This window comes from Aureimonas sp. AU12 (assembly GCF_001463705.1).
Lineage (GTDB): Bacteria > Pseudomonadota > Alphaproteobacteria > Rhizobiales > Rhizobiaceae > Aureimonas.
In genome coordinates, this window is sequence record NZ_BBWH01000033.1 from 21,550 (window position 1) to 47,388 (window position 25,839).

Genomic DNA, 25,839 nt, shown 5'->3' on the forward strand with positions numbered 1-25,839 from the left:
GGCGCCCCGGTCCCCGGCGGCGCCTTTTTCATATCCGGCGCTCCGATGCCGCCGGAACCCGACGCGGCTCCTCCGGACCATCACCACGGCGGCGGATCGACCACCGGGATCCCACGTCAAGCCCTGCGATTTCGGCGGCTACGCCTTTCGGGCGTGCCTCTACGTCCTTCTGCTGCACCGCAATATGTTCAACTTGCGCGTGCGAACGACTCCCCGGCTCCTGACGGGATCGGGGCTACGGCCCCCGATCGGGTCGGAGGCTTGCGATGGCAGCGCGGTACCATGGTCTCGACGCGGCACGGGCGACCTTCATGCTGCTCGGCATCCCCTACCACGCGGCGATCGTCTACAATCCCTATCGCGACTGGTCGGTCCACTCGCCCGAAACCTCGCCCGTGCTCGCGCTTCTGGCGGGCGCGATCAACTACTTCCGGATGCCGGCCTTCTTCCTCATCGCCGGCTTCTTCGCCGCGCTCCTCCTTGCCCGCAGCGCGGCGCCGGGGCGCTGGCTCGAAGGCCGCCTCCTGCGCCTCGGACTGCCGCTCGTCACGGCGGCGCTCCTCCTCAACCCCCTGCAGATGCTGGCGACCGGCTGGACCGACACCTTCTACGGCCTGCCGAACACAGCCGCCGCGGACCTCGCGCAGTTCGGACCCCAATGGGTGCGGCACCTCTGGTTCCTGCCGGTGCTCATGCTGCTGTGCTCGCTCGCGGCTCTCGCCTGGCTCGTCGCCGCGGCTGGGATCGAGCGGCTCGCGGCGCTCTATGGCCGGATGCTCGAGAGCCGGCCGCAGGCGACGCTCCTCGCCAGCGCCGCGGTCTGCGCCCTCGGCTGTCTCACCGCGGCGACGCTGCCGACGCTGCTGCACAGCCCGATGAAATACGCGGGCGATCTCCTCGACCTGCGCAACACGCTGTTCTACCTGCCGTTCTTCGCGCTCGGCGGCCTTCTCGGCGCGCGGCCCGCGAGCCTCGGGCCGTTCAACCGTTTCCAGCCATTTCTGCTGGCGCTGGCACTGGCCCTGATGGCGGTGCATGCGCTCGTCTGGGGCGTCGACACGCCTGCCGCCAATGCGGTGCGCGTCGCCTGCTCGGCCTTCGGCGGCCTGTTGATGGCGCAGTCGATCCTCGCGGGGCTCGAGCATTCGGCGGGGGTCGAGCGGCGCTGGGTCCGCTTTCTCGTAGACGCGTCGCTGACGATCTACCTGCTGCACCAGCCGGTGATCTCGCTTCTCGGCACGGGGCTCCTCTGGATCCACGCCGATCCGATCCTGGAATTTGCCGGGATCACCGCACTGACGCTCGCCATCACGCTTGCGGCCCATGCCCTTGTGATGCGCAGCGACGCCTTGCTCTTCCTCCTTAACGGGCGCTTGGCGCCTTCGAAGCCCACCCGAACGCGCGAGCCGGTTCCCGCTATCGGGCCGCCTCGACCGGCGGGGGAGTGAGGAGCTTCGACCAGAGGCTGTCGGGGCCGAGCGTCGCGACGAAGCCGGCATGGGCCTCGCGCTCGGCGGCGGTCAGGCGGGGGGCCAGCGGCACGGGGCGCGGTGGAATGCGGATAGCGGCGAGCGCGACGCCACGCTCATCCAGCCCATCGGCATCGGTAACGAGCCGCAGCGCCGACTGCCGGCCGCCGATCAGCTCGATATAGACCTGCGCCAGAAGCTCGCTATCGACGAGCGCGCCGTGCTTGTCGCGCTTCGTCGTATCGATCGAGAAGCGCGAGCAGAGCGCGTCGAGCGTCGCCGGCGCCATCGGAAACTTGCGCCGCGCCATCGGCAGCGTGTCGATCACGAGGCCCGGCTCGATCGCCGGGCGGCCGAGGCGGCCGAGTTCGGCATTGAGGAAGCGAACGTCGAAGGCGGCATTGTGGGCGATCAGCCGCGCGCCGTCGAAGAAGGCGGCAAAGTCCTCGACGATCTCGCCGAACACCGGCTTGTCGCGCAGGAACTCGTCGGAAATGCCGTGGATGTCGAAGGCGGACGGATCGACCTTGCGACCCTCGGGCCGGATGAAGCAGTGATATTCGCGGCCGGTCGGAATGTGGTTCCAGAGCTCGATACCGCCGATCTCGATGATGCGGTCGTCGGCAAAGTCGAGGCCGGTGGTTTCCGTGTCGAAGACGATCTCGCGCATGGGGCCGGTCCTTGAGGTGCTCGAACCCTATCTCGGTGGTTTTCGGACCGCCCGCAAGCGCCTCCCCGCCGTTCTCCCCCGGACTTAAATTCTTGTTCCCGCTTTGTTTTCATCGCCCGTGAGGCCGGCGAGGATCGTCTCGACCTGTCGCCGCGCCCCCGCCAGTCCGTCCCCGGTTTCCACCACGAAATCGGCCCGCCGGCGCTTCTCGTCATCGGGCATCTGCTGCTTCAGGATCGCCTCGAAGCGCTCGGGCGTCATGCCGGGGCGGGCGAGAACGCGGGCCCGCTGCACCTCCGGCGGCGCGCTGACGACGAGCGTGCGATCGACGCGCAACTCTCCGCCGGTCTCGAAGAGAAGCGGGATGTCGAGGACGGCCAAACGCGCGCCGGCCTCGCGCGCCTCGGCCAGGAACCTGACCTCCTCGGCGCGCACGAGCGGGTGGACGATGGCCTCGAGATCGCGGAGCGCCGCGGGGTCGCCGAGGACGCGGGTTCCCAGCATCCCGCGGTCCACCACGCCGCTACGCACCGTGCCGGGAAAGCGCGCCTCGATGAGCGGCGCGGCAGCGCCCGTATAGAGCCGGTGCACGGCAGCATCCGCCGAGTGGACGGGGCAGCCGAGGTCCGCGAACATCTCGGCGGTGGTGGATTTGCCCATGCCGATCGAGCCGGTGAGGCCGAGGACGATCATCGCGGAGCCCCTTCAGTCGTTGACGGCGAGCGCGAGGCGCCAACCCGGCCGCGTCTGTCGATCCGCGTCGAAGCGGTTCGAGCGCACGAGATGCTTCGCGGCCGCGAAAGGGGATGCGGCCTCGCCGTCGGCCCGTTGCCGGCGCCCGTCGATGACGGTGAAGGCGTCTGTGCCGTTGGCGGCCGCTGCGACCGGGCGCTGGGACGATCCGGCGACCGCCTCTCGCCCACACGCGGCGGGGAGCGGCTCGATCGCCTCCGTCAGGTCGCCCTCGTCGGCGAAGACGTTGCCGCGCCGGGCCTGCCGGATCCCCACCGCAATCGCGAAACGAGCGGCGATGGCCGGGGCGTCGAACGCGCCGAAGTCTTCGGCATAGGCGGCGAACCGATGCCCGGTCGCATCGTCAGCGTCACGGGGAACGCTGGACGCGGACGCAAAGAGCGAAGGCAGCGATCGGTGGTCCATCGGCGATGTCCTCATGAGGTCCAACCCCCTCCAGCATTGCCACAGCCGGCCGCGGCGCTTTCATGTCAGCCGGCGGCGATGTCGTCGAGAATACGCTGGCGCAACGCCTCGTCGACCGTCGGCCGTCGGCCGAACCACCGCTCGAATCCCGGCACCGCCTGATGCAGGAGCATGCCGAGCCCGTCCGCCGTGCGATGGCCGCGGGCGCGCGCCTCCGACAGGATCGGGGTCTCCAGCGGCACGTAGACGATGTCGGTGACGAGCGAGCCCGCCGCCAGCCCGTCCAGCGACAGGGCCAGGTCGGACGCCGCCCCGCCGGCCTTGGCGGAGGGACGCGTGTTGACGAGCAGGTCGGTGCGGGCAAGCAGCCGGGCCGCTTCGTCCTCGCCATGCGCGGTGATGCGTACGCCTCGCCCCTCGAAAGCGCCGGCGATCGCCTCGGCCCGCGCCTTCGTGCGGTTGAGGACCGCGATCTCGGCGATCCCCGCTCCGCGCAGGGCCTCCACCACGGCCCGCGCGGCGCCCCCGGCGCCGAGCACCAGCGCCGTTCCCGCATCGCGCCAGCCGAACAGGCGGGCGTCGAGATTGGCGGCGAAGCCGTAGGCGTCGGTGTTGCTGCCGACGAGCTGGCCGCGCTCGAACCAGAGCGTGTTGACCGCGCCGATCGCCTCGGCCGCGCCGTCACGGCGCTCGACGAGCGCGAAGGCCGTCTCCTTGTGCGGAATGGTGACGTTGCCGCCCACCCATGCGCCGTCCTTCAAGGATATCAGGAAGTCCGCGAAATCCTCGGGCGCAACGGCGACGCGCTTATAAGAGCCGGCGAGGCCGAGGTCCTGAAGCCAGGAGCCGTGGATCAGCGGCGAGCGCGAATGGGCGATCGGCCAGCCGGTGACGAAGGCGCGCGGGACCTCGGCCGGTGCCGAGCCCGATCTCGACAGGGGCTCTGCGAGAGGGCTGCCGGCCTCAGCCATCGATCGTGCCCCGCGCGCGCAGTTCGGCGACGAGCGGCAGGATCGGCAGGCCGATGATGGTGAAGAAGTCGCCCTCGATGCGCTCCATCAGCTGGATGCCCTGCTTCTCGATCTGGTAGGCGCCGACGCTCGTCAGCGCGGCGTCGCCGACCTTGGCGAGGTAGCGGCCGATGAAGACCGGGGAGAGCGGACGCAGCGTGATGCGGGCGATGGCGACGTGGCGCCAGGTCACGACGCCGTCCTCGACGATCACCACGGCGCTGGCGAGCTGGTGCGTTCGGCCCGAGAGCTTCAGGAGCGTGCGCCGGGCGCCCTCCATGTCGGCGGGCTTGTGGAACATCTCGTCGCCGAGCGACAGGGTCTGGTCGGCGCCGATTACCAGCGCGCCACGATGGCGCACCGAGACGTCGGCGGCTTTCGCCTCGGCGAGGACGCCGGCAATGTCCTCCGGCGTCAGGCCGCTGTCGGCGAGCGGCGCCTCGAGCGCCCGCTCGTCGAGCGAGGACGGGTCGACGACGGCGTCGATGCCGGCATTCTTCAGGAGTTCGCGGCGGTGGATGCTGCCGGACGCCAGCACGATACCCTTCGTCATGATGGTTCCCTCATCGAGTGATCGGCTCTGGCCAGTCGTTTCCGCGTATGGGTCGGAACGCCGACGTGACGATCCGCGTTCAGCAACCCTAACGCCTGGAAAGGCGGGTTTCGCAAACCCTTTCGACCTTGCCGCCGCGTTAAGGGTTTGTTGAAGATTGGAGGCTTTAATAAAGCCTAAGATCGGGTTCAGGAACCGGTCGGCACCGAAACGAGCCGGATTTTCCGGCTGAAACCGCCGATCGGGCCACGAAACTCACCCGGAGGCGGCGTTTTCGTCCCTCCGAACGGCCGGTCGGGCGGACTCGATTCGCTCGGGAACCGCAAGCGCCGTCTGGGTTTTTGCCCGGTGTTTCCGGCCCCCTGTGGGCAAGCGCGGACAAGTCGGCGAGTTGTCCCGCCCCCGTCCGTCATCCCGGGATAACCCGTCCGTCATCCACAGATCATACCCGCGGGAGGCTTGTGAAGAGCCGCTTGTGGACAACGGGCAAGACGCCGTCTTGGCGCCTCGCTCATGAAGCCGTTTCATCCGGCTGATCAGAGGTTTGCGGACGCGGCGCCGAGGCGGGATAGAGGCAGCCGCGAGAGCCCGTTTTCGGGGCGCCTGTTGATCCCTGCTATCCACCGACTCATAGAATCAGAATCTCAGATTCAAAGATTTCTTTGAAGAGAAGAGGCGACGCGGGAGAAGCCGGGACTAACTGGAGACCGATCGGCGCATCGGCCGGGAAAGGGCTGGACGCGACCGCCCCCACCCGTCATGCCCTCCTCTGGCAGCGCCCCCGGCGCCGCCCAACGATCCGAAGGTCTTCCTCGACATGGAACAGCGAAAGCTCCTGCGCGTCCTCTCCGGCGAGACGGTCTTCCCGCCCCCGGTCTGGCTGATGCGGCAGGCCGGTCGCTATCTCCCCGAGTACCGGGCGACGCGGGCCGCCGCCGGCTCGTTTCTCGACCTCTGCTACAATCCCGATCTCGCGACGGAAGTGACGCTGCAGCCGATCCGGCGCTTCGGCTTCGATGCGGCGATCCTCTTCTCCGACATCCTCGTGATCCCCGATGCGCTACGTCGCAACGTACGCTTCGTGGTCGGCGAGGGTCCGCAGATGGATCCGATCGCGCCGCACGAGATCGAGGCGCTCGACCCCGGCCGGGCCGAGACGCATCTCGCGCCCGTCATCGCCACGGTGGCGCGTCTTCGCGCCGAACTGCCGGCCGAGACCGCGCTCATCGGCTTCTGCGGCGCGCCCTGGACGGTGGCGACCTACATGATCGCCGGCCACGGGACGCCCGACCAGGCGCCCGCCCGCCTCTTCGGCTATCGCCATCCGGAGGCGATGGACGCGCTGCTGGCCCTGCTGGCCGAGATGAGCGCCGAATACCTCATCCGCCAGCTGCAGGCCGGGGCGGACTGCGTGCAGATCTTCGACAGCTGGGCCGGGGTGCTGGACGAGCTCTCCTTCGAGCGCTTCTCGGTCGGCCCGACCCGGCGCATTGTCGACCGGGTGCGCGCCGCCGTTCCGGGCGCGCGCATCATCGGCTTCGCCAAGGGCGCCGGGCCGCTGCTCGAGCGCTACCGCGCCGGCACCGGCGTCGACGCCATCGGTCTGGACTGGTCGGTGCCCTTCAGTCACGGCGCTGCCCTGCAGCGCGGCGGCCCGGTGCAGGGCAATCTCGATCCGCTGCGCCTCATCGCCGGCGGCCGGGCGCTGGACGAGGGCGTCGACGCCATCCTGGAGACGCTGGGCGGGGGGCCGCTGATCTTCAATCTCGGCCACGGCATCACCCCCGAGGCGCCGATCGCCCATGTCGAGGCGCTGCTGCGGCGCGTGCGCGGCTAGCAGCGACCTGCGCCACGCGCGAAGGGCTGCGCGCGAGCAGCCGGGACATCGCGTCCGCTTTCGTCCGAAACGGTTCTCGACTAGGCAGAGCGGGACTGACGCCCGCTTTCCTCTTCCAGACAGGTTTCCCCATGGCTTCTCCACCCAAGAGCCCCTCCGTCGTGACGCCCGGTCCCGTCCTTGGCCGAACACCGAAGGACCGTTCGGTCCTCGTCGCGCTCGCCGCCGGTCTCGTGCTCGCCCTCGTGCTCTTCCTCGCCGTGCCGCTCGAGGCGCAGCTCTGGGTCAAGGCGCTCCACGTCCTCGCCGTGATCTCGTGGATGGCCGGGATGCTCTACCTGCCCCGCCTCTTCGTCTACCACACCGAGGCCGGCGCCGGGTCGCCGCAGGCCGGGACCTTCAAGGTCATGGAACGGCGCCTGATGAAGGCGATCATCAATCCCGCGATGATCGTCACCTGGGTCACCGGCCTCTGGATGGCGATCGAAGTCTTCGCCTTCCAGGGCGGCTGGCTGCACGCAAAGCTGGCTCTGGTGATCCTGATGACCGGCGCGCACGGCTATTTCTCGGCCTCCCGCAAGCGCCTGGAGCGCGACGAGATCACCTGGTCCGCCAAGCACTGGCGGATGATGAACGAGGTGCCGACCGTGCTCCTCGTCCTCATCGTCATCCTCGTGATCGTGAAGCCCTTCTAGCCGCCCGACCCCTCCCCTCTCCATCGTGCCCGCCGCGAAAGCGGCGGCCGCACGAAAAAGAGCGGGGATGGCGGGCCCGCCATGGCTTGGCCTTCGCGCTGCAATGCGCAATCATGCGGCCTCGTGCGTTGCCCGTTTTCCGAACGATCCTGGCGGCGCGGCCGATCCCGCCACCGGAGAACCACAGCCCTTGCCCTCGTCCCCGCCTCGCGCCCGCTCCGTCACCTGTCTCGTGGTGATGGGCCCCTCCGGCACCGGCAAGACCACCACCGCCAAGCTCCTGTCGCAGCGCCTCGGCTGGAAGTTCGCCGAGGCCGACGACTTCCATCCCAAGCCCAACATCGACAAGATGTCCGCCGGCATCCCCCTCGACGACGCCGACCGCGCGCCCTGGCTGCGCCTCATCCGCGACTGGATCTCCGACGAGGCCGGCATGGGCGAGAACACCGTCATCACCTGCTCCGCCCTCAAGCGCCGCTACCGCGACGTGCTGCGCGGCGCCGAGGCCCGCGTGCGTTTCGTCGAGCTCGAAGCCGGGCCCGACCTCGTCGCCGCCCGGCTCGCCGAGCGAAAGGGTCACTACATGCCCGCCTCCCTCCTCGCCTCGCAGTTCGCCGATTTCGAACCCCTCGCCGCCGAGGAGGACGGCGTCCGCATCTCCGTCGACAAGACCCCCGAAGCCGTCGCCGCCGATGCGCTCGGCCAACTCGAACTCACCGACCCCGCCGGCATTCGCGCCCACTGAACGCGCCGGGCGGGGGTCGGGGCGGCAGCCCCTCCATCCCACCCCCTGCGGCGTTTCGGCTTGCACGGGGCGCGGGGCGCGGTTATATCTTTCGCGTATCCCGCCTCCCGGCGCGGAGCGGCCTTTGGCCCGCGTCCCGCCTCTCGACGCCGAAACATACGCATTCCGTAGTCCGGCCCGACCTTTTCCCGTCTGATGAACACCCTCGAGGATGGCCCGGGGACCCTGCGGTCCCGTGCGGCGCTTCCGGGGCGGAGCTGAAACGTCCCATGTCCGAGATCACGACTCCCGAGATCGCATCGATCGAGACCAAGCCGTCCGAGATCAAGCTTCAGGATCTGAAGAACAAGACCGCCGCCGATCTCGTGGCGTTCGCCGAGGAGAACGAGGTTGAGAACGCCTCGGCGCTGCGCAAGCAGGAGCTGCTCTTCGCGATCCTGAAGCGGTTGGCCGCGCAGGACATCGAGATCATCGGCGAGGGCGTGGTCGAGATCCTGCAGGACGGGTTCGGCTTCCTGCGCTCCCCGGAGGCGAACTACCTGCCGGGCCCCGACGACATCTACATCTCGCCGTCGCAGATCCGCCGCTTCTCGTTCAAGACGGGCGACACGGTGGAGGGCTCGATCCGCGGGCCGAAGGACGGCGAGCGCTATTTCGCGCTGCTCAAGGTCAACACGATCAACTTCGACGACCCCGAGCGCATTCGGCACAAGAGCCATTTCGACAATCTGACGCCGCTTTATCCGAACGAGCGGTTCAAGATGGAGCACCCGGATCCGACCCGCAAGGACATGTCGGCCCGCGTGATCGACCTCGTGGCGCCGCTCGGCAAGGGCCAGCGCGCGCTGATCGTGGCGCCGCCGCGCACCGGCAAGACGGTGCTGCTGCAGAACATCGCCCATTCGATCACCGCCAACCATCCCGAGTGCTACCTCATCGTTCTGCTCATCGACGAGCGGCCGGAAGAGGTGACGGACATGCAGCGCTCGGTAAAGGGCGAGGTCGTCTCCTCGACCTTCGACGAGCCGGCGACGCGCCACGTGGCGGTGGCCGAGATGGTGATCGAAAAGGCCAAGCGCCTCGTCGAGCACGGGCGCGACGTGGTGATCCTCCTGGATTCGATCACGCGTCTGGGCCGTGCCTACAACACGGTGGTGCCCTCATCCGGCAAGGTGCTGACGGGCGGTGTGGATGCCAACGCGCTGCAGCGGCCCAAGCGCTTCTTCGGCGCGGCGCGCAACATCGAGGAAGGCGGGTCGCTGACGATCATCGCGACGGCCCTCATCGACACCGGATCGCGCATGGACGAGGTGATCTTCGAGGAGTTCAAGGGCACCGGCAATTCCGAGCTCGTGCTCGACCGCAAGGTGGCGGACAAGCGCATCTTCCCGGCGATGGACATCCTCAAGTCCGGCACCCGCAAGGAGGACCTGCTCGTGCCGCGCGGCGACCTGCAGAAGATCTTCGTCCTGCGCCGCATCCTCTCGCCGATGGGCACGACCGACGCGATCGAGTTCCTCAACGACAAGCTGAAGCAGACGAAGACCAACGCCGACTTCTTCGACTCGATGAACACCTGAGGCCGCTTCGGCGACGAAGGGCCCGCGCGGGCTTCTTCGTTGCTCTCATGGAGCGGACGACGTTCGATGCCGTCGGCATCGACGGACAACGGTGACGATGAAGCGGCGGAGAGATCTTGTCGGGCGACCCGAGCCGAGTTTTCCGCAGGCTTTGACGACGAAGCGCTTCGTCGGTGATATGAGGCCCCCGCAGCCGATGCGGGGGCCTCGTTCGTTGGAGGGGCTGCCGTCCAGCCCGAGGAGGCATCATGACCGACCAGCCGACCCGCCCCGATGCCGTGCGCCGCGTCGAGATCGCCGCGCTGGCGCGATCCCTGCCGATCCGCGTCGTCGAGACCCAGGTGATCGCGCGCACCGCCGAGGAGGCGGCGCTCGCGGTTTCCGCCGAGGTCGGGCAGATCGTCAAGAGCTTGGTCTTCCGGGGCGCGACGAGCGGCGAGCCGGTGCTGCTGCTGGTCTCCGGCGCCAACCGCGTCGACGAGACGGCGGTGGCGGTGCATGTCGGCGAGCCGCTGGAGCGCCCCGACGCCGACTTCGTACGCGAGGCCACCGGCTTTGCCATCGGCGGCGTCGCTCCGCTCGGCAGCCTCCACCCGATCCGCACCTTCATGGACCGCGATCTCCTGGCTCACGATGTCGTCTGGGCGGCGGCGGGTACGCCGTTCCACGTCTTCGAGACGGTGCCGGACGCCTTGCGCATCGCTTGCGACGCCGTGGTGATCCCGGTGCGCTGAGGCGCGATCCCGCATGCCGGGTCGGGTGCGCCGTCGCGCTCGTGCCCCTGCCCGGCTCGCGACAAGCAGGGCACCGTCCGAACTTCCGCAGGGTGCGCCGCTCGAGCCCGCGAAGGGTCTTCGTCACCCTCCGCCGCCTCTCCGCCGCCTCCCCCACCCTCGAAACTTCGTCATCCCGGCCCCCGAGCCGGGATCCATGCCGTCCCCCGGGTCTCGGTGGAGCGCCGCGCTGCCCGGTGCCGATCACCGATTGCCTGGTCATCGAGAACCCTCCCCGCTGCTCCCGTCGCCGTCGACCGGCTCGCCCGGTTCCCGGCGCACCGACCGCCATCGCCGCGCGAGTGGCCTCGGGTCCTCGCCACCACCCCTTTTGCCCCGTCGCGGCATCCGCTACGGCAGGACGGCGCGAATGCGGTTCCCCGCACCCGCCCGCCCGCCGCCACCCCGGAGACCCGCCTTGAGCGAAGACGAGACCATCGTCGCCCTGTCGTCGGGCGCCCTTCCCGCCGGCATCGCGGTGCTGCGCGTCAGCGGGCCGGCGGCACGGGCCGCGCTCGCCGCCCTCGGTGGCTCGGTGCCCGAACCCCGCCGCGCTGCGCTGCGCAGCTTTCGCGACGGCGATGGCGCGATCATCGACCGGGGCCTGGCGCTGTTCTTTCCCGGTCCCGGCTCGGCGACGGGCGAGGATCTTGGCGAACTGCATCTCCATGGTGGCCCGGCGGTCGCAGCGGCGGCGCTCCGGGCGCTCACGGCGCTGCCCGGCGTCCGACTGGCCGAGGCCGGCGAGTTCACCCGCCGCGCCTTTGCCAACGGGCGCATCGACCTGACGGAGGCGGAGGGCCTCGCGGACCTTCTGGTGGCCGAGACCGAAGGCCAGCGGCGACAGGCGGTGGCACAGGCCGGCGGGGCCCTGCGCACGCTCTACGAGAGCTGGATGGGGCGGCTGGTGCGCCTGCGCGCCCTGCTGGAAGCCGAGTTCGACTTTTCCGACGAGGGCGATGTCGCCGACGATGTCGCCGCCGACGTGGCGGTCCGCGTTGCCGATCTCGCGAGCGAGATCCGTGCCCATCTGAACTCCGCCCGGCGCGGCGAGATCCTGCGCGACGGCTTCAACGTCGTCATCGCCGGACCGCCCAATGCCGGCAAGTCCAGCCTTCTCAACGCATTGGCCGAGCGCGACGTCGCGATCGTCTCCGCCGTCCCCGGCACGACGCGCGACGTCATCGAGGTGCGGCTCGACCTCGGCGGCGTGCCCGTGCGCCTCGCCGACACGGCAGGCCTGCGCGAGACCGGCGATGCGGTCGAGGCGATCGGCATCGAGCGCGCCCGCCAGGCCATGGCGGCGGCCGACCTCGTGCTGCTGCTCGCCGACGGATCGCCCGAGGCCGCGGGCCTGATGGAGAGGACGCCGGTGGACCAAGCGCCGGCATCTGAGGAGCCGAGCGTGCCGTGGCCCTCGCCCGGCCGCGCCGCGCTATCCTTCGTTACCCAAACGCCTCCGTCCGGCATGGGAGACCTCACAGGGCAGTCCGGGCCGCCAGTCCTGCGCATCCGCACCAAGATCGACGCCGCTGCCTCGATCATGAAGACTGATATTTCGCCGGCTTATGATCTCGCCGTCTCTTCGCGCACCGGCCAGGGTCTCGACACCCTCATCGCCCGTCTCGCGAGCCACGCCGCCGAAGCTGCGGGCGACCCCTCGGCCGTCGTACCGGCCCGTCTACGCCAGCGCGAGATTCTTGCCGATGCGCTAGCGATCCTCGACGATCCCGCGCTCGACCGCCTGCCGCCCGAACTTGTGGCCGAGACCCTGCGCCGCGCCACCGACCGGCTCGGCGCCCTGACGGGTCGGGTCGGCGTCGAGGACCTTCTCGACGTCATCTTCTCCGAGTTTTGTATCGGCAAGTGAGAAGGCCTGCTTCGTGGGCGCCTATCCCAGCAGACGGTCGTAGATCTCGCGCATCGGCAGGTCGACGCCGATGGCGGGAAGCGCGATGACGGCGTCCAGGCCTTCCACAACCCGCTCGTCCCACGCGGTCTGCCCGATGCGCGACCACAGCGTCGCATAGGCCCGTTCCGGCTCGACCAGCACGATATGGCGCAGGAAGGCCATGCCCTTGTACTCGGCGATCTTGCGCAGCCGGTCGAAGTCGCGCGTCGAGGGCGACAGGACCTCGAAGATCACGGTCGCCTCGCTGGCCAGCATGGCGTCGGGCTGGGTTGGCCCGCAATCGACCCCCACATCGGGCCGGCGGATCTGGCCGGGCCGGGTCTCGACCGCGCCGTCCGCCGTGAACGGCTGGCAAGGCCTGCCGCGAAGGCGGTTTCCAAGGGCTACGATGATGTTGACGACGATCGTGTCGTGGCGGCGCGAGGCGCCCGTCATCATTTTCAGCGGAAATCCGTCCACGAGTTCGTATCGATCCGGCTGGTCTGTCTGCCAGTGGAAGAACTCGTCGTTGGTCCAGGGCTGAAGAGGAGTGATGGCGCTCATCGGTTCCGTCTCTCGGCAGGGTGGCTTGCGCGCCATCCCTCGCATGAGGATAGGACGAAACAGGGAATGGTTGAAGAGGTGGATACCGTCGCGCAGCCCGTCGCTCGCGTGGAGGGCTCCCGCACAGACTGGGTTCGCGGACGTCTTCCGATTTGACAGCACCGCCCGCGCCGCGCTTTACCCTCCATCCCATGAGCGACCATCCTGTCCATCTTCGCGCCGCGGTCGTCGTGATCGGCGGCGGCCATGCCGGCGTCGAGGCGGCCTGCGCGTCGGCGCGCACGGGCACGCCGACGATCCTCCTGACCCATGCGTTCGATACCGTCGGCGCGATGAGCTGCAATCCGGCGATCGGCGGCATCGGCAAGGGCCATCTCGTGCGCGAGATCGATGCGCTCGGCGGCGTCATGGGCGAGGCGGCGGATGCCGGCGGCATCCAGTTCCGGCTCCTCAACCGGCGCAAGGGCCCCGCCGTGCGCGGACCCCGCACGCAGGCCGACCGCAAGCTCTACAAAGCCGCCGTGCAGCGTGCGGTGCGCGCGCAGGCCGATCTGACGATCGTCGAGGGCGACGCGTTCGACCTGGAGATCGGCGAGGGCAACCGCGTCGCCGCCGTCACCCTCAGTGATGGCCGGCGGATTGGCTGCGGCGCCGCGGTGCTGACCACCGGCACGTTTCTCGGCGGCCTCATCCATATCGGCGACCGCAAGATCCCGGCGGGCCGCATGGGCGAGGCGCCCTCGCTCGGGCTCTCGGCCACGCTGAAGCGTCTCGGCCTTCGCCTCGGGCGGTTGAAGACCGGCACTCCGGCGCGGCTCGACGGGCGCACGATCGACTGGGCCGGGCTCGACCGGCAGGGGCCGGACGAGGTGCCGTACGCCTTTTCCTATCTGACGTCCGCGATCACCAACCGGCAGATCGACTGCGGCATCACCCGCACGACGCCCGAGACCCATCGCATCATCCGCGACAATCTCCATCGATCTGCCCTCTATTCCGGTCAGATCGAGGGGGCGGGACCGCGCTACTGCCCCTCGATCGAGGACAAGATCGTCAAGTTCGGCGATCGCGACGGGCATCAGGTCTTCCTGGAGCCGGAAGGGCTCGACGACGACACGGTCTATCCCAACGGCCTCTCGACCTCGCTGCCGGAGGACGTGCAGGCGGCGTTCCTGCGCTCGCTACCGGGGCTCGAACAGGTCGCGATCCTGAAGCCCGGCTATGCCATCGAATACGACCATGTCGACCCGCGCGAGTTGAACCGGACGCTGGAGGTTGCGGTGGCCCCCGGCCTGTTCCTGGCCGGCCAGATCAACGGCACGACGGGATACGAGGAGGCGGCGGCGCAAGGGCTGCTCGCCGGACTCAACGCCGCGCGCCGCGCCGGCGGGGCCGAGCCCGTGGTGATCGACCGGGCCGACGCCTATCTCGGCGTCATGGTGGACGACCTGACCCGCACGGGGATCACCGAGCCCTACCGCATGTTCACCAGCCGGGCCGAGTTCCGCCTGAGCCTTCGCGCCGACAATGCCGACCGCCGCCTGACGCCGCTCGGCCTCGAATGGGGACTGGTCGACGCGCGCCGCGGGGCCGTCTTCGAGGCCAGCGAAACCGAACTCGGGGAGGCCCGCGCGCGTCTCGAAAACGCCGTCATCACCACCGGGGAAGCCGCCCGCCGGGGACTAGCGGTCAATCAGGACGGCCGCCCGCGCTCGGCCTGGATGCTGCTGTCGAATGCCGATACGAGCCTCGAAATGCTGAGCGCCGTGTGGCCAGAACTCGCTTTCCTGCAAGGATCGGTTCGGGAGCGGATCGAGATCGAGGCGGCCTATGACGTCTATCTCGAGCGCCAGCGCCGCGATCAGGTTCGCCTGCGCCGCGACGAGGCCAAGCGCATTCCCGCGGATCTCGACTTCGCCGGCCTCAAAGGCCTGTCGAACGAACTGAAGCACAAGTTGACGCTGCGCCGGCCCGCGACGATCGCGGAAGCCGAGCGCATCGACGGCATGACCCCCGCTGCCCTCGCGATCATCCTCGTCGCGCTGCGAAAGACCGATCTTGCGAAAGCCGCCTGAAGCCAAGCCCCGCCCGCCCCGTATCCCCCCGAAGACGCCACGCTCCAAACCGCGCATGGGCCGCGTCGCCACCGACGCCAAGCTGGCCGAGGAGCGCGCGCTCGTTCTGTCACGCCACGGTGTTTCACGTGAAACGGTGGATCGGCTCGACGCTTTCGTGGCGCTGCTGCGCCAGTGGCAGGCCAAGATCAACCTGGTCTCGCCGACCACCGTGCCTGAACTCTGGACGCGCCATCTCGAAGACGGGCTGCAACTGACGGAGCTGGCCAAGGGCACGCTGCGCTGGGCGGATCTGGGATCGGGCGCTGGATTTCCCGGTCTCGTCGTCGCCATCGTGCTGGCGGGGCGCGAGGGCGCGCATGTCGATCTCGTCGAGAGCAATGCCAAGAAGGCGGCGTTCCTGCGCGCCGCGGTGCGCGAACTCGACCTGCCCGCCGCCGTTCATGCCGAGCGGATCGAGGATTGCGGCGAGGTCCTGGGGGCCGCCGAGGCCGTCAGCGCCCGGGCGCTCGCCGGGCTGCCGGATCTCTTCGCGCTCGTCGCGCCGCACCTGACGCAGGGCGCGGTCTGCTGGTTCCCGAAGGGGCGCACGCATGACGAGGAAATCGCGGATGCTTCTGCCCATTGGCGCTTCGACATGGTAAAGCATCCTTCACACATCGAGGACGGTTCGGTGGTGCTGGAAATCCGGAACCTCAAGGCCCTGGCGGGGGCCTGACAGGCCGGTGGGAGCGCTTGGCGCCCCCGCCTTCGGACGATCGCGGGACATCTTGCGAAAAGCGCTGCCGGGCCGAGGAACGAGGTTCATGGATACGCTCCCTGTCCCGCGCATGCGCGTCATTACGGTCGCGAACCAGAAGGGCGGCGTCGGCAAGACGACGACGGCGATCAATCTCGCCACGGCGCTCGCCGCCATCGGCAAGCGCACCCTGCTCATCGACCTCGACCCGCAGGGCAACGCCTCGACCGGGCTCGGCATCAACCGCGAGGACCGTGAGACCTCGTCCTACGACGTCCTCGTCGAGAACGCCTCGATCAGCGAGGCGGCGATGGCGAGCGCGGTGCCAAACCTCTCCGTCGTGCCCTCGACCCTGGATCTCCTCGGCGTCGAAATGGAGATCTCCGGTGCGGCGGGCCGGGCCTATCGCCTGCGCGACGCCCTGCACTTCCATTCGGAGGAGACGGCGCAGTTCGACTTCGTGCTCGTCGACTGCCCGCCTTCGTTGAACCTCCTGACGATCAATGCCATGGCGGCGGCGGATGCCATCCTCGTACCGCTGCAATGCGAGTTCTTCGCGCTCGAGGGGCTCAGCCAGCTTCTGGAGACGGTGGAGCAGGTGCGCGACACGCTGAACCCCGCGCTGTCGCTGCACGGCATCGTCCTGACCATGTATGACGGGCGCAACAACCTCGCGAGCCAGGTGGTGCGCGACGTGCGCTCCTACATGGGCGACCACGTCTACGACACGATCATCCCGCGCAACGTGCGGGTGTCGGAGGCGCCCTCCTTCGGCAAGCCGGCGATCCTCTACGACATGAAGTGCCCGGGCAGTCAGGCCTATATCCGGCTGGCCTCGGAGGTCATCCAGCGCGAGCGCCAGCTCGCCGCGGCCTGACGAGAGGCCTTTCGATCCCGCCGCGCAGGCGGCGACCCACCCTGCCCCGCCCGTCGGCGGTGCCCATCCGACCCGCCGCCCTGCGGCGCCGACAGACTGAACCGGCCCGGCCGGACGATGCCAGGAGACCTCCCATGAACGACGACAAGGCTCGCCAGAGGCTCGGACGCGGCCTCGCCTCGCTGATCGGCGGCTCGGCCTCTTCCGGGGTTCCCTCGCGCTCGGGCGGCGCCTTCCCGCTGCCCTCCATGGCCCGCGCCGAGGAAGCTTCGGGCGGCGAGCGGCGCGTGCCGGTGGGCGAGCTTTCGCCCAACCCGAAGAACCCGCGCCGCGCCTTCGGCGAGGCCGAACTCGCCGAGCTGACGGCCTCGATCCGCCAGCACGGCGTGGTCCAGCCGATTCTCGTGCGCCGCACGCCCGGCGGGGCGACGCGCTTCGAGATCGTCGCGGGCGAACGGCGCTGGCGCGCGGCTCAAGGCGCGGGGCTCGGCGAGGTGCCGGTGGTGCTGCGCGAGATCAGCGATCGCGAGTCGCTGGAAATCGCCATCATCGAGAACGTGCAGCGCGCCGATCTGAACGCCATCGAGGAGGCGCTCGGCTACGAGATGCTGATGGCCGAGTACGGCTACACCCAGTCCGATCTCGGCGACGTCCTCGGCAAAAGCCGCTCGCATGTCGCCAACACGCTGCGTCTGCTGAAACTGCCGGCCAGTGTCAAGGCGATGGTGCAGGAGGGCACGCTGTCGGCCGGAGCGGCGCGCACCGCCGTTGCGCAGCCCGATCCCGAGGTTTTCGCGCGCCGGATCGTGGAGGGCGGTTTGAGCGTGCGCGAGGCCGAGACGATGGCGCGCGCGGCGTCCGCGCCCGCGCCTGCCGTGGAGCCGCCTGCCGCAACGTCCGAGGCGCGAGCCGCCTCCGAGCCGGGCACGGCCTCCCGCGCGAAGGCCGGCTCGACGGCACCGAGCGGGTTGCCCAAGCCCGCGCCGACGAAGGATGGGGACACGCAGGCGCTGGAGCGGCTGCTGACGGAGGCGCTCGGCCTCAGCGTCGGCATCGATCTGCGCGGCGAAGGCGGGACGATGCATCTCAACTTCCGCAATCTCGACCAGCTCGACGAGATCTGCCGCCTGCTCCAGACGCGCCGGGGCGGCGGCGACAGTGGGCCGCGCGTGCGCAGTCTCTGACGCCGAGGGTTCGGCCTGCCGGAGACGCGGGCTCTCTCCCTCGACGGTCCGGCAGAGCGACCGGGCGATGCCGGGGCGACGGAGCGGGCCGGGCCGCTATCGACGGTCGCGAGGAGCAGGATAAGAAAAAGGCGCCGCTCGGAGGAGCGGCGCCTTTTTCCTTGGCTGAAGCGGACCGCGCAGGGCGCGGCGCCCTGCCCGGCCCCGCCGGATCAGTCGACCTGGCGCACCGCGCCGCGGGCGGCGCTCGTGGTCATCGAGGCGTAGGCGCGCAGCGCCGTCGTGACCTTGCGCTTGCGGATCTCGACCGGCTTCCAGGCCTCGCTCCCGCGCGCGATCATCGCCTCGCGGCGCTTGGCGATCTCGGCATCGGGCACCGCGAGCTGGATGCGGCGGTTGGGGATGTCGATCTCGATGGGATCGCCCTCCTCCACGAGGCCGATGATGCCGCCCTCCGCCGCTTCCGGCGAGACGTGACCGATCGACAGGCCGGAAGAGCCGCCGGAGAAGCGGCCGTCGGTGACGAGGGCGCAGGCCTTTCCAAGGCCCTTCGACTTCAGGTAGCTCGTCGGATAGAGCATTTCCTGCATGCCCGGCCCGCCGCGCGGTCCCTCGTAGCGGATGAGCACGATGTCGCCGGCCACGACCTCGTTCGAGAGGATCGATTTCACCGCCGAATCCTGGCTCTCGAAGATCCGCGCCCGGCCGTTGAAGGTGAGGATCGAGGCGTCGACGCCCGCCGTCTTCACGATGCAGCCGTCCTCGGCGAGATTGCCGTAGAGGACCGCGAGGCCGCCGTCCTTCGAGAAGGCATGCTCGAGATTGCGGATGACGCCGCCCTCGCGGTCGGTGTCGACGCTGTCGTAATGGCGGTTCTGCGAGAAGGCGACCTGCGTCGGCACGCCGCCGGGCGCGGCGCGGAAGAAGTCGTGGACGGTGGTGCTGTCGGTGCGCTTGACGTCCCAGCGGTCGAGCGCGGCGCCGAGGTTCTCGGCATGGACGGAGCCCACCGACGTGTCGAGCAGGCCGGCGCGGTCGAGTTCGCCGAGGATGCCCATGATGCCGCCGGCGCGGTGGACGTCCTCCATGTGGACGTTGGCGATCGAAGGCGCGACCTTGCAGAGCACGGGCACCCGGCGCGACAGCCGGTCGATGTCGGCCATGGTGAAGTCGACTTCGCCTTCATGCGCGGCGGCGAGGAGATGCAGCACGGTGTTGGTCGAGCCGCCCATGGCGATGTCGAGCGTCATGGCGTTCTCGAAGGCCGCGAAGCTCGCGATGGCGCGCGGCAGAACGCTCGGATCGTCCTGCTCGTAATGGCGCTTGGCGAGGTCGACGATGAGATGGCCGGCCTCGACGAAGAGGCGGCGGCGCTCGGCGTGGGTGGCCAGCGTCGAGCCGTTGCCGGGCAGCGACAGGCCGAGGGCCTCGGTGAGGCAGTTCATCGAGTTGGCGGTGAACATGCCCGAGCAAGAGCCGCAGGTCGGGCAGGCCGAGCGCTCGATGATCTTCACGTCCTCATCGGAAATCCGGTCGTCGGCGGCCGCGACCATGGCGTCGACGAGGTCGAGCTTCTTGGTGGTGTTGTCGGGCCAGACCACCTTTCCGGCCTCCATCGGGCCGCCCGAGACGAAGACGGTGGGAATGTTGAGGCGCAAGCTCGCCATCAGCATGCCCGGCGTGATCTTGTCGCAGTTGGAGATGCAGACCATGGCGTCGGCGCAGTGCGCGTTGACCATGTACTCGACGCTGTCGGCGATCAGCTCGCGCGAGGGCAGCGAATAGAGCATGCCGTCATGGCCCATCGCGATGCCGTCATCGACGGCAATCGTGTTGAACTCCTTGGCGACGCCGCCCGCCGCCTCGATCTCGCGGGCGACGAGCTGGCCGAGATCCTTGAGGTGGACGTGGCCCGGCACGAACTGGGTGAAGGAGTTGACGACGGCGATGATCGGCTTGCCGAAATCCTCGTCCTTCATGCCGGTGGCGCGCCAGAGCCCGCGGGCGCCGGCCATGTTGCGACCATGGGTGGTCGTGCGGGAGCGATAGTGCGGCATGACGATGACCTTGCCTCGTGTTGTCCGGGCCTGTGTTGCCTGCCCTGTGTTGCCTGCCCGGGCGCGTCTCGTGGCGCGACATCCGCGGAGCGTACCCGGCATTACACCTGTCGGGCATTCATTCCAACCGCCTTTTGGCGAAGCGCGCAAAGAACCGTTGCGGCAGCGCACGCGGATGGGCGTGCTCCGGATGGCTTGTGGGACCGGAAGATAGGGCGCGGAGCCCGCGATGTCAGCGGCCGCCCCGGTTTCCCGAGGCGGCCGCGAACGATCGGCAGATGGCGTCAGGAGCGGTCCATCACGAGATCGGCCGGGCCGAACCGGTCGCGCGCCGAGTTCTGCTGGTGCCAGTAGGGATAGATGAGCGGCGGCTTGCTCACCGCGTCGAGCCGGGTGCGCTCCTCGTCGGTGAGCTGGAGCGAGGCGGCGGCGATGTTGTCGCGGAACTGCGCCTCGCTGCGCCCGCCGATGACGAGCGAGGAGACGGCGGGGCGTCCGAGGAGCCAGGCGAGCGCGACCTGCGCGCCCGAGACGCCGCGATCGGCGCCGATGGCGTTGACGGTGTCGACGATGCGCCAGAGCCGGTCCTCGTCGCGGATCGGCGGCTCGGTCCAGCCGCCGACGTGGCGGGCGGTGGCCTCGTCGCGCTTGTACTTGCCCGACAGGAGGCCGCCGGCGAGCGGGCTCCAGACGAGGATGCCGAGCCCCTGGTCGACCGAGATCGGCACCAACTCGTACTCCGCCTCGCGGGCTTCCAGCGTGTAGTGGATCTGCTGGGTGACGAAGCGCGGATGGCCGCGAAGGTCGGAGATGCCCAAGCCCTTCATCACGTGCCAGCCCGAATAGTTGGAGCAGCCGATGTAGCGGATCTTGCCCTGCTCGGTCAGCGTGTCGAGGGCCGCCAGCGTCTCCTCGAGCGGCGTCAGGCCGTCCCATTCGTGCAGGTAGTAGATGTCGATATGGTCGGTGCGCAGGCGCTTCAGCGAGCGCTCGCACTCGCGGATGACGTGGTGACGCGACAGGCCCTCGTCGTTCGGGCCCTTGCCGATGCGCATGCGCGCCTTCGTGGCGATGAGGAGGTCCTCGGGGCGCTCGCCCCCCAGCGCCTCGCCGATGATCTCCTCCGACAGGCCGTCGGAATACATGTTGGCGGTGTCGAGGAGATTGATGCCGCCGTCGATGCAGAGGTGGATGAGGCGCCTGGCCTCCTCGACCCCGGTATTGCCGGCGGCGGCGAAGGCGCCGGTGCCCCCGAATGTCATCGTGCCCATCGTCAGCGCCGAGACCTTGAGGCCGGATCGGCCGAGCGTGCGATAGTCCATGTGTCGCGTTCCTCCCCAGGATGCCGGCGATCCACGTCGCCCGCCGCGCTGGTTTGAACCCGTTCGCCGGCGCTCGCAACCCTTGCGAGCCGGCGCACCCGTGCCCTGCCCTCTCAGCGCCGGGCGCGAGTGCGCCGGCGGGCGGCCTCGACGCTGATCTCGGTGAGGGTGCGGCGCATGATGGTCATGCCGAGCACGTTCTCGCGGCGCGACAGGAGGATGTCGGTCTCGATGCGCTGGAGGACGGCGGCGATGGCCTCGCCGCTCCAGGCCGAGAGCGCGGCTTCCAGCGCGGGCTTGCGCCGGAAATGCGGGCGCCGCTTCTCGACCACGGCGGAGATCGGGGTGCCCTGCCCTTCCACCTCCGCGCGCATCAATTGCAGCTGCTGGAAGAAGCGCTGCAGGCCGGAATGGAGTTGGAAGGTGGAGGTGCCCGCCGAGACGAGCCGCTCGATCAGCTCGGGCAGGCGCTTGACCTCGCCCGACGCCGCCGCGTCCACGGTCTCGTCCACCGTGTCGGCCGAGACGTCGCCGACGATCGTCTCGACGTCCTCCTCCGTCACGACAGACTTGCCGAGCGCGTAGAGGCAGAGCTTCTGCACCTCGGAGCGCGAGGCCAGCCGGTTGGCGCCGAGCCGGGCGCGCAGAGTCTCGCGCGCGTGGCGGTCGATCGAAAGGTTCGAGGCCGCCAGCTCCTCGTCGATCATCTTGTCGAGCGCCCGCGCCTCGTCGGGATAGCAGGGCAGCGCCATCGCGCCCCGGCCCCGCTCGACGTTGGCGCGCAGCGCCGAACTCTTCTTGAGATCGCCGGCCTCAATGACGATCGTGGCGTCGCGCGGCGGATCGGCGGCGAGATCCACCACGGCGTCGGCGAGGTTCTTGCCGTTGCCGGCGCCCCGCACCCGGATCAGCCGGCGCCCGCCGAACATCGACAGCGTGCGCGCCTCGTCGAAGAGGCGGCCGATGTCGCGTTCCAGCTCGTCGGCGGCGAGCACCACGCTGGCGAAGGGATCGCCGGGATCGACGCCCGAGAGCTTGACGATCTGGCCGGCGCGCTCCGACACGAGGCCGGGATCGGGCCCGTAGAGCAGCACCACGGGAAACGAGGTGTCGGGGCGCGACAGGAACGCCTCGACCTCGCCGGCCTTGCGCTGGGCCATCTCAGCCCTTGATGGGTGCGGGAGCGGTGGGCGCCGGGTTCATCGCCTCGCGCTGGATCGCCGGGGCGATGGCGCCGAGAATGCGTTCGGCGACCCCCTCGCCCGCCTGGTCGCGCGCGTCGATCACCGCGCGCTCGGCGGCGAAGAGCTGGTTCGAGCGGTCGTAGGGCACCATCGCGAAGCGCTGGCCCTTCGTCACCACGACGCCGTCGGACAGGCGCACGAGCTGGAAGTCGACGGTCATCCGGTAGAGGCTGGCCGAGGGCACGCCGGTGCCGGTCTCGACGCTCGATACCTGATCCGACGCCGAAATGGTGTAGCGCAGCTCGTAGACGGGCGCCGTGACGGGCGTCGCGCCGTTCAGCTTGTAGAGCATGGCGTTGCGGAAGACCTGCGCGGTGCGGCTCTGGGCCTGCGTCACCGCGATGCGGCCGCGCAGCTGCGTCAGTACGCTGGAGCGCGCGCCGGTCGCGGGATCGACGCTGGTGGTGCCGTAGAGCGGGCCGGAGGTGCAGCCGGCGAGAAGGCCGAGCGCGAGGATCGGCCCGAGCCGGGAAAGACGAAAACGCATGCGGGACCCCTCAGACGACGACATTCACGATCCTCCCGGGAACCACCACGACACGCTTTGGCACCGCGCCCGCCAGGGCTTCGACCACGAAGGGCAGAGCCAGCGTCGCGGCCTCGATTTCGTCCTTGCCGGCCTTGGCCGAGACGGTGATGTCGCCGCGCTTCTTGCCGTTGAGCTGCACCGGCAGCGTCACCTCGTCGTCGACGAGGAGTGCCGGATCGACGCTCGGCCAGGGCGCGGCGGCGGCGAGACCCGCCTCCCCCAGCGCCTGCCAGCATTCCTCGGCCAGATGCGGCATCATCGGCGCCGTGAGGCGCACGAGCACCGACAGCGCCTCGCGCGCCGCCGGGCGCAGCGACGGGTCCTGCCGCAGCGCCTCGGGCGTCAGCGCGGCGCTCAGCGCGTTCACCAGCTCGTAGAGCCGCGCGACGCCCTTGTTGAAGGCGAGGCGCTCGATGTCGTCGCCGACCCCCGCCGCGGTGCGGTGCGCGGTGCGGCGCAGCGCCAGCGCCGCCCCGGACGGCTCGCCGCCGCCCTTGTCGAGCGCGGCCAGCGTCTCGGCGGTCTCACCGACGAGGCGCCAGACGCGCTGCACGAAGCGGTGTGCGCCCTCGGCGCCGGCTTCCGTCCAGATCACGTCGCGCTCGGGCGGCGAGTCCGACAGCATGAACCAGCGCGCGGTGTCGGCGCCGTAGGAGGCGATGATGTCGTCGGGATCGACGACGTTCTTCTTCGACTTCGACATCTTCTCGATCGAGCCGATCTCGATCGACGCGCCGTCGGAGATGCGGGTGGCGGAGCGGGATGCGCCCTCGCCCTCGATGCGGATGTCGGCCGGAGCCACCCAGTCGCGCCCGATGCGGTAGGTCTCGTGGACCACCATGCCTTGCGTGAACAGGCCCTTGAAGGGCTCGTCGAGATCGAGATGGCCGGTGGCGCGCATGGCGCGGGTGAAGAAGCGCGAATAGAGGAGATGCAGGATCGCGTGCTCGATGCCGCCGATATACTGATCCACCGGCAGCCAGGCATTGGCGGCTTCGCGGTCGGTCGGCTCCTGCGCATGGGGCGCGGTGAAGCGGGCGAAATACCAGGAACTGTCGACGAACGTGTCCATCGTGTCGGTCTCGCGCCGCGCCGGCCCGCCGCAATGCGGGCAGGTCGTGTGCTTCCACGTCGGATGCCGGTCGAGCGGATTGCCGGGCGTGTCGAAGTCGATGTCGTCGGGCAGCGTCACCGGAAGGTTGGCCTTCGCCTCCGGCACGACGCCGCAGGCGTCGCAATGCAGGACCGGGATCGGGCAGCCCCAGTAGCGCTGGCGCGAGATGCCCCAGTCGCGCAGGCGGAAGTTGACCCGGCGTTCGGCCTGCGGGCGGCCGTTCAGGTCGCTCGCCTCGAGGCGCGAGGCCATCTCGGCGAAGCCCTCGGCCGGGGTCAGCCCGTCGAGGAAGCGCGAGTGGAACAGGCGGCCCTCGCCGTCGTAGGCGGTGCCCTCTACCGCGAAGGTCGCGGCATCGGCGCCCTCGGGCAGCACCACGGGCTGGACCGGCAGCCCGTATTTGCGGGCAAAGTCGAGATCGCGCTGGTCATGCGCCGGGCAGCCGAAGATGGCGCCGGTGCCGTAGTCCATCAGCACGAAGTTGGCGACGTAGACCGGCAGCGTCCAGTCGGGATCGAACGGATGCACCGCGCGCACGCCGGTGTCGAAGCCGCGCTTCTCCGCCGTCTCGATCTCGGCCGCCGAGGTGCCGCCGCGCTTGACGTCCTCGATGAAGGCGGCCAGCTCGGGGTTCGTCTCGGCTGCTGCCCGCGCCAGAGGATGATCGGCGGCGACGGCGAGGAACGAGGCGCCGAACAGCGTGTCGGGCCGGGTGGTGAAGACTTCGATGTCGTCGATGGCAGCCGGCTTACCATCCGCCAGCGCCCAGCGGACGATGAGCCCCTCGGAGCGGCCGATCCAGTTGCGCTGCATCAGGCGCACCTTTTCGGGCCAGCCCGGCAGGTGGTCGAGCGCGGCGAGGAGATCCTCGGCGAAGGCGGTGATGCGGAAGAACCACTGCGTCAGCTCGCGCTGCTCGACGAGGGCGCCTGAGCGCCAGCCACGGCCGTCGATCACCTGTTCGTTGGCGAGCACCGTGTTGTCGACGGGATCCCAGTTCACCTTCGACTTGCGGCGATAGGCGAGGCCCTTTTCGAGGAGATCGAGGAAGAGCATCTGCTGGCGGTGGTAGTAGTCGACGTCGCAGGTGGCGAACTCGCGCGACCAGTCGAGCGACAGGCCCATGCTTTTCAGCTGCGTGCGCATCGTCGCGATGTTCTGGTAGGTCCACTCGCGCGGATGCACCTTGTTCTGCATCGCCGCGTTCTCGGCGGGCATGCCGAAGGCGTCCCAGCCCATCGGATGCAGGACGTTCATGCCCCGCGCCCGCTTGTAGCGCGCCACCACGTCGCCCATCGCATAGTTGCGCACGTGGCCCATGTGGATGCGCCCGGACGGGTAGGGGAACATCTCGAGCACGTAGTACTTCTCGCCCGGCGCGTCGGTGCGGGTCTCGAAGAGTTGGGCGTCGGCCCAGCGCTCCTGCCAGCGGGGCTCGGCAGCGCGGGGATTGTAGCGTTCGATGGCCATTTCGGGCGGATGTCTCGCGAAAGCGTCGGATCGGGTCGGATCGTCAATAATGACTTATCTTGGGGAGGGCACGGGAATAATGCCGGGCCGGGTGAATTCCACCGGCGGAGGGCACCGTGAGCCGGACGCCCCCGGCCACGCCAAGGGCCGGCGCGAATGCGTGGCGGCGCGGCGATCTTCGGGACCGGCCGAGGATGATCGGGGGCACGCCGGACGAAGTTGACGGGCATCGGCGAGACGGCAGGGAATGCGAACCAGGACCATTCGCGAGTGTGGTGCAGCA

At 69.6% G+C, this 25,839-nt stretch carries 22 protein-coding genes; 11 read left to right on the forward strand and 11 right to left on the reverse strand.

All coding sequences use genetic code 11. The annotated features are described in order from the left end of the window. Positions 1–266 precede the first annotated feature (266 nt). Positions 267–1,448, forward strand: a complete 1,182-nt coding sequence (locus AUL33_RS14025; protein ID WP_062209234.1) for an acyltransferase family protein — start codon at positions 267–269, stop codon at positions 1,446–1,448. Here the strand turns inward: AUL33_RS14025 and dnaQ are convergent. The 5 genes from dnaQ to AUL33_RS14050 all read right to left on the reverse strand — a co-directional run bounded on the left by dnaQ (position 1,417) and on the right by AUL33_RS14050 (position 4,860). Then, entirely contained in the window at positions 1,417–2,139 is a 723-nt protein-coding gene (gene dnaQ / locus AUL33_RS14030) for a DNA polymerase III subunit epsilon (protein ID WP_062209237.1), read from the reverse strand. The genes AUL33_RS14025 and dnaQ overlap by 32 nt on opposite strands. A gap of 84 nt (positions 2,140–2,223) precedes the next feature. Then, entirely contained in the window at positions 2,224–2,832 is a 609-nt protein-coding gene (gene coaE, locus AUL33_RS14035) for a dephospho-CoA kinase (RefSeq protein WP_062209240.1), read from the reverse strand. A gap of 12 nt (positions 2,833–2,844) precedes the next feature. Beyond that, the gene (locus AUL33_RS14040) at positions 2,845–3,297 is read right to left on the reverse strand and encodes a hypothetical protein (RefSeq protein WP_062209243.1); all 453 of its coding nucleotides are present in this window, start codon (positions 3,295–3,297) and stop codon (positions 2,845–2,847) included. A gap of 65 nt (positions 3,298–3,362) precedes the next feature. Beyond that, positions 3,363–4,268 carry a shikimate dehydrogenase gene (locus tag AUL33_RS14045; protein WP_082652596.1) on the reverse strand — a complete coding sequence of 302 codons (906 nt, stop codon included), beginning with the start codon at positions 4,266–4,268 and terminating at the stop codon, positions 3,363–3,365. Continuing rightward, the gene (locus tag AUL33_RS14050) at positions 4,261–4,860 is read right to left on the reverse strand and encodes a Maf-like protein (protein WP_062209246.1); all 600 of its coding nucleotides are present in this window, start codon (positions 4,858–4,860) and stop codon (positions 4,261–4,263) included. Before AUL33_RS14050 ends, AUL33_RS14045 begins: the two co-directional genes overlap by 8 nt. An 817-nt stretch (positions 4,861–5,677) precedes the next feature. Between AUL33_RS14050 and hemE the strand changes: the two genes are divergently transcribed. The 6 genes from hemE to mnmE all read left to right on the forward strand — a co-directional run bounded on the left by hemE (position 5,678) and on the right by mnmE (position 12,360). Further along, a complete protein-coding gene (gene hemE, locus AUL33_RS14055; RefSeq protein WP_062209250.1) occupies positions 5,678–6,697 on the forward strand; it encodes a uroporphyrinogen decarboxylase in 1,020 nt (339 codons plus the stop codon). 131 nt (positions 6,698–6,828) lie between these two features. Beyond that, positions 6,829–7,392, forward strand: coding sequence for a protoporphyrinogen oxidase HemJ (gene hemJ / locus AUL33_RS14060; protein ID WP_062209252.1), 564 nt, complete (start codon positions 6,829–6,831; stop codon positions 7,390–7,392). Between the two features lie 238 nt (positions 7,393–7,630). Continuing rightward, positions 7,631–8,137 carry a gluconokinase gene (locus tag AUL33_RS14065; protein WP_062209334.1) on the forward strand — a complete coding sequence of 169 codons (507 nt, stop codon included), beginning with the start codon at positions 7,631–7,633 and terminating at the stop codon, positions 8,135–8,137. 269 nt (positions 8,138–8,406) lie between these two features. After that, positions 8,407–9,717 carry a transcription termination factor Rho gene (gene rho, locus AUL33_RS14070; RefSeq protein WP_156419420.1) on the forward strand — a complete coding sequence of 437 codons (1,311 nt, stop codon included), beginning with the start codon at positions 8,407–8,409 and terminating at the stop codon, positions 9,715–9,717. A 248-nt stretch (positions 9,718–9,965) separates the two neighbouring features. Beyond that, positions 9,966–10,451 carry a YbaK/EbsC family protein gene (locus AUL33_RS14075; RefSeq protein WP_062209255.1) on the forward strand — a complete coding sequence of 162 codons (486 nt, stop codon included), beginning with the start codon at positions 9,966–9,968 and terminating at the stop codon, positions 10,449–10,451. A gap of 457 nt (positions 10,452–10,908) precedes the next feature. Further along, positions 10,909–12,360, forward strand: coding sequence for a tRNA uridine-5-carboxymethylaminomethyl(34) synthesis GTPase MnmE (gene mnmE / locus AUL33_RS14080; protein ID WP_244492249.1), 1,452 nt, complete (start codon positions 10,909–10,911; stop codon positions 12,358–12,360). A gap of 21 nt (positions 12,361–12,381) precedes the next feature. Here mnmE and AUL33_RS14085 read toward each other — a convergent pair whose 3' ends face one another. Beyond that, on the reverse strand, positions 12,382–12,945 hold the full coding sequence (locus AUL33_RS14085; protein WP_082652597.1) for a Uma2 family endonuclease: 564 nt from the start codon (positions 12,943–12,945) through the stop codon (positions 12,382–12,384). Positions 12,946–13,136: 191 nt separating this feature from the next. Between AUL33_RS14085 and mnmG the strand changes: the two genes are divergently transcribed. The 4 genes from mnmG to AUL33_RS14105 all read left to right on the forward strand — a co-directional run bounded on the left by mnmG (position 13,137) and on the right by AUL33_RS14105 (position 17,820). After that, entirely contained in the window at positions 13,137–15,020 is a 1,884-nt protein-coding gene (gene mnmG / locus AUL33_RS14090; protein WP_062209264.1) for a tRNA uridine-5-carboxymethylaminomethyl(34) synthesis enzyme MnmG, read from the forward strand. After that, positions 15,004–15,738 (forward strand): 16S rRNA (guanine(527)-N(7))-methyltransferase RsmG, encoded by a 735-nt coding sequence (rsmG, locus tag AUL33_RS14095; protein WP_244492251.1) that lies wholly within the window; start codon positions 15,004–15,006, stop codon positions 15,736–15,738. The genes mnmG and rsmG overlap by 17 nt, the downstream gene beginning before the upstream one ends. A gap of 88 nt (positions 15,739–15,826) precedes the next feature. Beyond that, positions 15,827–16,636: a ParA family protein gene (locus tag AUL33_RS14100; protein ID WP_244492253.1), complete on the forward strand. Its 810-nt coding sequence runs from the start codon at positions 15,827–15,829 to the stop codon at positions 16,634–16,636. Positions 16,637–16,770: 134 nt separating this feature from the next. Then, complete coding sequence (locus AUL33_RS14105) at positions 16,771–17,820, forward strand: ParB/RepB/Spo0J family partition protein (protein WP_062209270.1); 1,050 nt, start codon at positions 16,771–16,773, stop codon at positions 17,818–17,820. Positions 17,821–18,032: 212 nt separating this feature from the next. On the opposite strand, the gene ilvD is transcribed toward AUL33_RS14105, so the two are convergent. The 5 genes from ilvD to leuS form a co-directional block, all read right to left on the reverse strand. Next, positions 18,033–19,877, reverse strand: a complete 1,845-nt coding sequence (ilvD, locus tag AUL33_RS14110; RefSeq protein WP_062209273.1) for a dihydroxy-acid dehydratase — start codon at positions 19,875–19,877, stop codon at positions 18,033–18,035. Positions 19,878–20,161: 284 nt separating this feature from the next. Beyond that, complete coding sequence (locus AUL33_RS14115; RefSeq protein WP_062209275.1) at positions 20,162–21,199, reverse strand: aldo/keto reductase; 1,038 nt, start codon at positions 21,197–21,199, stop codon at positions 20,162–20,164. 113 nt (positions 21,200–21,312) lie between these two features. Beyond that, complete coding sequence (gene holA / locus AUL33_RS14120) at positions 21,313–22,359, reverse strand: DNA polymerase III subunit delta (protein ID WP_062209278.1); 1,047 nt, start codon at positions 22,357–22,359, stop codon at positions 21,313–21,315. A gap of 1 nt (position 22,360) precedes the next feature. Then, entirely contained in the window at positions 22,361–22,930 is a 570-nt protein-coding gene (locus tag AUL33_RS14125) for a hypothetical protein (RefSeq protein ID WP_062209281.1), read from the reverse strand. A 10-nt stretch (positions 22,931–22,940) separates the two neighbouring features. After that, positions 22,941–25,556: a leucine--tRNA ligase gene (leuS, locus tag AUL33_RS14130; RefSeq protein WP_062209284.1), complete on the reverse strand. Its 2,616-nt coding sequence runs from the start codon at positions 25,554–25,556 to the stop codon at positions 22,941–22,943. Positions 25,557–25,839: the final 283 nt, after the last annotated feature.